6 protein-coding genes are annotated in these 7,275 nt (G+C 33.9%); all 6 read right to left on the bottom strand.

The features are described from left to right. Positions 1–118: 118 nt before the first annotated feature. A complete protein-coding gene (locus VFS71_RS01565; RefSeq protein ID WP_326398943.1) occupies positions 119–334 on the bottom strand; it encodes a hypothetical protein in 216 nt (71 codons plus the stop codon). Between the two features lie 551 nt (positions 335–885). Next, complete coding sequence (locus VFS71_RS01570) at positions 886–1,284, bottom strand: response regulator (protein ID WP_326398945.1); 399 nt, start codon at positions 1,282–1,284, stop codon at positions 886–888. Next, positions 1,274–2,704 carry a HAMP domain-containing sensor histidine kinase gene (locus VFS71_RS01575; protein WP_326398947.1) on the bottom strand — a complete coding sequence of 477 codons (1,431 nt, stop codon included), beginning with the start codon at positions 2,702–2,704 and terminating at the stop codon, positions 1,274–1,276. Before VFS71_RS01575 ends, VFS71_RS01570 begins: the two co-directional genes overlap by 11 nt. A 111-nt stretch (positions 2,705–2,815) precedes the next feature. After that, positions 2,816–4,753 (bottom strand): OmpA family protein, encoded by a 1,938-nt coding sequence (locus VFS71_RS01580; RefSeq protein WP_326398949.1) that lies wholly within the window; start codon positions 4,751–4,753, stop codon positions 2,816–2,818. 13 nt (positions 4,754–4,766) lie between these two features. After that, complete coding sequence (locus tag VFS71_RS01585) at positions 4,767–5,675, bottom strand: type IX secretion system membrane protein PorP/SprF (RefSeq protein WP_326398951.1); 909 nt, start codon at positions 5,673–5,675, stop codon at positions 4,767–4,769. Between the two features lie 57 nt (positions 5,676–5,732). Further along, positions 5,733–7,275 (bottom strand): gliding motility-associated C-terminal domain-containing protein (locus VFS71_RS01590; RefSeq protein WP_326398952.1); only part of this gene is annotated, 1,543 nt, incomplete at its 5' end.

Consider the following 7,275-nt stretch of genomic DNA (forward strand, 5'->3'; position numbering starts at 1 on the left):
TCAAGGCAAATCAAAAATTCAGCGAACACCACTGACAATAAAAATTAAGTGAGCTAAAAGAAAAAATACTCTTCAATAAAACAGAAATAAACTCATAAAAACGTCCTCTTGCCCGCCCTTATATTTTTAAAGACAAAATAACGATAAGGATTTGCGCGTTGGCCGTAGGGAGTGATCCTGGAGTCGAGTGTGAAACACGAGCGGCTGGGGTCACGATAGGAAAAATCTGTTCGATTATTTTATCTTTAAAAATATTCAGGCTTGAAATCGAAGATTCATGAATACTAAAAAAACAATAATAAGCCCATGAATATTTTTTTGTTACTTTTTTCATCAAGGAAAAAAGTAAAAATCCTCTTCAATAAAACAGAAATAAACTCATAAAAACGTCCTCTTCCCCGCCCTTATAGTTGCCACACCTAAAATCACGGTAAGGATTTGCGCGCTGGCAGCAGGGAGTGCCCCCCGAGTGAGTGCCCAGCACGAACGGCTGGGGTCACGATAGGATAATCCGTTCGATGATTTTTGGTGCAAAAATATTAAGGCTTGATCTTTTGTTTCTTTTGAAATCATAGATTCACGAACTCCAATAAATTATTAACTAGTGAGTAATCAAGACAAATCGAAGATTCAGCGAACACCACTTAAAATAAAAATTAAGTGAGCTAAAAGAAAAAATGCTCTTCAATAAAAACAGAAATCAACTCATAAAACCGTCCTCTCCTTCGCCCTTATATTTTTGCACCATAAAATTGTAACATGTCTTTTAAAATCATTTTTTAGAGCCTGTAATTTTGCATAATTTACCTAACAAGATCTCAAAACTAATGACGAATAAATCAAGTCATTTGTAACCTATAAGTAGTAAAAGATAAAAAATTATTCCTAAAATTCAGCATATATTCTTTTGCTAAATTCCTTAACGCAAATTGGTTTACTTAAAAAATCTGTGACATGAATGTTGCCTTTAAGATGTTTGATTTCATCACTATCTAATGACGAGGAAACCATAAAAATTTGAGTTTCTCTTTTTAGTTCGTCTTCTAATTTTTCATATTCAAGCAAAAATTGGATTCCATTCATTATAGGCATCTGGATGTCTAATAAAATAATTAGAGCCTCATTAATTTTTTTTCTGTTATCACACACCCATTTAATTCCTTCTTTGCCATTGTTGGCTATATTAATATCGGAGATATCGAGCATTTTCTTGAATAATTGTCTTGTAATAAACTGATCAATTTGATTATCTTCTATTACCAAAAAAGCATACTTAGTTTCCATATAGATATAGATTAGGTATTGTTACTGTGAATTTACTTCCTACGTTACTTTCAGAAAATACCACAATACTTCCATTAAGTTTATCTAAAGTCTCTTTTACTATATAAAGGCCTAAACCAGAACCTTTATTACTGTTAATCACAAAAAACATATCAAAAATATGATCTTTATATTCTTCTTGAATCCCAATTCCGTTGTCTATAACTTCAATTTTATGAAACACCCCTGAATTATATGTTCTGATAGATATTTTCATTTCCTTTTTATTCTCATCAACATATTTTATTGCATTTGAAAGCAAATTATTTAAAATAATTTTCAACCTTAAACTATCACTTTGAATTTCATCTATTGATAAATCTTTGGTAATAATAATTTTGTCTGCGTTCTTATTGTAATTATGTTGTTTGATTGCATCATCTATTAGCTTATTGAGACTTACTGACCTTAGAAGTATTTGCATTCTCTTATTTTTTGAGTAATCTATAATATCACTTATAAATTGGTCTTGCCTATTAAGGCTTTTAGACATTAACTTCAGGTAATAACTAATTTGTTCTAAATCATCTTCCAATTTTGCTAATTGAATCAAACCTTTCATGGAGGTAATAGGTGATCTCAAATCATGTGAAACACTGTAGACAAAATTATCGAGCTCACCATTAAGCATAATCAGGTTTTCGTTTTTAATCTCAATTTCTGTTTTTGAGGCAATAAGTCTTTTAATCATTATGGAATAATAATAGCATACGCTACTTATGATAATCAAAATAAAAAAGATATTTATATAGATTAGCAAGTCTTTAATAGTATGCGTTCCTTCTCCAAGCGTATTCGAAAAATTGCGTTCATTTATGGTTAATTTATTACTGAGAATACTAATCTCAAGAAGCATTTTTTGTTTGGTTTCAGAATCAAACTTTGAAGTTTTAAATTTCCGATTGGCATCATTGCCAATCATTGATAACTGATTAATGTAAATGTCACCTTGCTCCCATTCCTTAATGGCTTTTGCCATAAAAGAAACGTTTTTAAAATTTTTGAACATCCAAATGACATCATCCAAATCTTCTTTTTTATTTCGACCTGCCAAGAATCCATTTCTAATGACAGTATCAGCAGCATGATTTAAAAGACCAGCTCGGGCAATGCCGTCGCCTTGAGGAACTTTTATTTCTTCTTTATATAATTTCCATTCTCTTTTGTCTTGTGTGTATATATAAATTATAAGATGCCGAACGGCATCTTTCTGTGCTTTTGAATAATGAGATTCTCCATTGACATACGCTCTGCTGGCTGATAAAATTTTAATTGTAAAAAAATTAATTACGATTAACAAAGCGCAGGATAGAAACACTATTATCAATAGTATGAAAAGATTGGAAGACCGAAGTTTTTTAAAAAAAATGAGTTGTGACATATTTCTTTTATTTAAATCTCAGAAACTAAAATAAACGCTCTTTATAAAATGTTTAATTTTTGTATTACTAAAAATTAAGCTTTTTTTATGGAAGAAGCCTTGTAAATTTTATTACTTCACTATAATAAACTCACTTCTTCTGTTGACTTGATGTTCAGACTCCGAACATTTTACGCCATCCGAACATTTATTTAGTAATTGGGATTCTCCGTATCCTTTTGCTGTTAAACGGGTTTTGTCAACTCCGTTTTTTACTAGCCATGCCATGGTCGATTTAGCTCTTCTATCAGACAGTTTTTTATTATAATCTGCACTATTTCTGCTATCGGTATGAGATCGGATATCTACTTTTATGTTTGGATTTTGTTGCATTACATCCAAAATTTTAGCCAATTCTATTGCAGCATCTGGTCTAATATTGGATTTATTCAAATCAAATAAAATTGTTTTCAATTCTAATACTATTGCTAAATCATCTCCAACTTTCAATTCCTTAATTGATTTGTCTAACATCAATGGTACAAACGTTGTCCCGGATTCATCAGCAATCTGTACAGGTACTTCAATTGTATTATATGCTTCTTTTTCTGTTTTAATGTAATATTTGGTATTGCATGAAACTGCTCCAAAATCAAATTCCCCCTTACTATCGGCCATGACTACTTTTAGCATTTTATATTCACTGTCAAACAAAGTTACTTTTGCCCCATCAAGTGATATCCCTGTTACTTTATCTGTTACTTTACCGGCTAAAAATTGTTCGCAGGGATACTGAATTTTTTTAAGCTCTTTAAACTTATAAATATCATCATTACCTACTCCCCCATCCCTATTGGATGTAAAATAACCAAGTCGTGTAACTGAATTAATCAAGAAACCAAAATCATCTTTGGAACTATTCAATGTTTCACCTACATTTAATACTTTTTTATACCATTTGTCATTTTCTACTTTATAAACAAATACGTCTAGCCCTCCTAATCCTGGATGCCCATCTGAAGCAAAATAAAGTTCATTGTCTTCTGTAATGAATGGAAATGTTTCTCTCCCTTCTGTATTAATAATATCACCTAGATTTTCGGGAATTCCAAAACTGCCATCAAAATTAATGGCAACTTTAAAAATATCCGATTGCCCTAATGTCCCAGGCATATCAGATGCAAAATATAAATATTTCTCATCAGGACTTAAAGCAGGATGGGCTACATTGTAATTATCACTATTAAAGGGTAATTCCGTTATATTGTCCCAAACCCCTTTTTTTAATGTTGCTCTATATATTTTCAGTAATATTGTTCCATCTTTATCTTTTCCTTTTTTCTCTAAATAATTATTTCTGGTAAAATAAACGGTTTCGCCATTTTTTGTAAAAACAGCTGTTGATTCATTGTATTTGGAATTAATATTTCCGGGAACTCGTTCGGCTGCTGAGAGTGCCCCGTAATCATTTTTATTGGCCATATAGAGATTTATGTAACCTTCACCGGTCCAAGAATCCTTTCTTTCGTAAACTTTTCCATTGCCTCTGGCAGAACTAAAAACTATTTTATCACCGAAAAAAGAGCTTCCAAAATCAGAATACTTAGTATTAATTTCAGCGTTTTCGATGGTGTATCGCCCAGAATTTTTTTTGATAATAGCCAAATAATCTTTTTGCTCGACAGCTAATTTTGCTCTTCGCTCATTAGCATTCATTTGACTGAATTTTGCCATCATTTGATCAGCGGTATCATATTCCTTAATTGCTTTCAAGGATTGTGCATAGCGATAATAATATTCTGGGGTCAAGTCGTGAGCTAAGGGATAGAGTTCTCCGTACCACTTTGCCGCTTGTTGCAAATCTCCTTTAAAATAATACGAATTCCCCAATTTTTCGAGCATATCAGCTGATTTATACCCTCTTTCAAATAGTCGCTCATAGGTTTTTATGGCATCAACATAGGCAAATTGTCCATATTCTTTATCTGCTTTGACTAGACTTAACTTTTGCGAATATAAATTCATCACACTGATGATAAACACTATAAAATAAGTAGTTATTTTTTTCATAATTGTCTCGTTTTTAGAAAAATCTCGGTGATACAACTCTCTCTTGTTTTTTGAATAACTCAAATCGCAAAAATATTTCATGCGAGCCCGAATTGTAATTAGCTAATTGAGTGGTTTCTAAATCATAGCCATACCCGATATACAGCCCTTGACTGACTTGAAAGCCAGCCATAAAACTCATAGCTGCATCCCACCTCCATGCTACACCCAAAACAAATTTTTCATTGAATAAAAAATTTCCGGATAAATCTAATTGCAGTGGAGATCCTGCAGTTGACTTACACATAAAGGCAGGTTTGAATTGAATACTGGAGCTTAAATCAAAAACATAACCTCCTATCAAATAATAATGCATACGCTCTAAGGAGGTCGCCGAAGCATTGTCATTATAAAGATCCGTTTCTAAAAAATTAGGAACCGATAATCCCAAATAAAGTTTGTCTGAGTAAAAATAAGCTCCGGCACCAATATTGGGTGAAAATTCATTGTCAATATTATTTTGAAATTTCGGATCATTCAAATTATATCTATTAAGTTTTGTATAATCTACACTCAATAAATGGGCTGTTCCTTTTACACCAAATGATAATTTATAAGTACTGGAGGTTCGAATTGTATACGATATGTCTGCAGAAATTGCAGATTCATCTGATGCCCCAATTCTGTCATTTACAAAAGACAAACCAATCCCTAAATTTGAATTTTCCATTGGGGAATTTACAGAGAGCGTATTGGTTACTGGGGCTCCATCAAGCCCTACCCATTGGGTCCTATGTAAGCCAAAAATACTCAGAACCCCACGACTGCCTGCGTATGCAGGATTGATGTTGATGGTATTATACATGTAATTTGTATATTGGTCGTCTTGTTGTGCATATGTTGATACATTCACTAACAATAAAATAATTAGTAGGTTTTTCATATACTTTATTTTTTTTTATCCTGAAGAAATAACAATGATGACTCGAAAATTTTCAAATTATTCTCTACTTATATTCAAATATCCCGATTTATCAATTCCCTTACCGCTAAAATCTTCGTACTTAATTATATAAAAATAGGTCCCGCTTGGTAATCCTTCTGATTTATTAACTGTCGCCCTTCCTTCAGAAACACCACTAAAAATTACAGTATCGTTATTATACCCTTCTGCATCATACACCTTAACTCCCCAACGATTATAGACTTCAACTGTATTTTTAGGATAACATTCAATTCCTCGAATACGGAAGAAATCATTTAAACCATCACCATCAGGAGATACCGCATTAAATGCTTCCAGACTACAACCGTCTATGCCCAAAACTGTAGGTTCATCCTGTAAAGGACTATCGTCATCTGACAAATCAACAACTTCTGCACCAGATGGAGTAGTTCCTTTCACGATAGCTTGGTTACTTACAAATCCTTTAATAATATCTTGCTGAGTTAAATGGTAAAGCCCATGAAATGATGTACCATCAGTTGCTCCTACTGCTAAGTTTATTGACCCACCAATAATCGAAATTCCAGGTAATGCATCAGTAATCACAACTTTTGTAAGAGCCAAATTTCCAGTATTCATAACCGTAAAAGCATAACTTATTGTTTCACCAATTTCTGCATATCCATCTCCATTATTATCATCAAAGACAGCTTTTTTCACAATTGCAATTGAGGGTGCCTGAGGGATGGCTGTTATTGTACAAGTCAAACAATTAGGGTCAGCAGGGCAAGTGATACATGGAGTAGGATCTGCAGAGACAGCTGTAATTGTAGATTTTACAGAAGAAATTGCTGATGCTATAGCTGAGTTATAAACATATCCTAATGCTATATCTTCATCGGTAATAGGATACACCGCCGTGAAAGTGATGCCATCTGAGGCGCCTACATCCAAACTATTCAAGGTTCCTCTTACAGTAGGTACATTTTCATCCCTTATAGTAATATTTTTTAAAACAGTATTACCGGTGTTAGTTATCGTAAACGTATAGTTTATAACATCTCCTAAATTGGCTATACCATCCTTATTCTTGTCTTCATAAACCCCCTCTTTCATAATTTTAATGTTAAAAAGAGGATTCAATACAGTCACTGTGGGGGTATCGTTAGTAATCGTGGTTCCTGATGTATCTCTTACCGTTCCCCCCGCTGGAATGGTTCCCGTCACAGTGGCACTGTTGGTTACTTGACCGGCATTAACATCCGATTGCTGGATCGTATAAGTTGCGGTCGCCGTACCGATTCCGTTTGGTGCCAAGGTGCTTGGGTTTACCGCCAGATTCACACTACCCGTCAATAAATCGTTGATAACGATATTGTTCAAGGTTGTATTTCCAGTGTTGGTCACAGTGAAAGTGTAGGTAACAATATCTCCTACCGTGCCGGTTCCACCAACCGCTCCGGTTTTCACCACGGCTATGCCTGGACTTGGAGTCAGTGTGGTTACCGTCGGGGTGTCGTTGGTAATCGTCGTACCCGATGTATCGCTCACCGTTCCATTCGTTGGGGTAGTTCCCGTTACAGTGGCACTGTTGGTC

It is taken from the genome of Flavobacterium sp. (genome assembly GCF_035760125.1).
Classification (GTDB): domain Bacteria; phylum Bacteroidota; class Bacteroidia; order Flavobacteriales; family Flavobacteriaceae; genus Flavobacterium.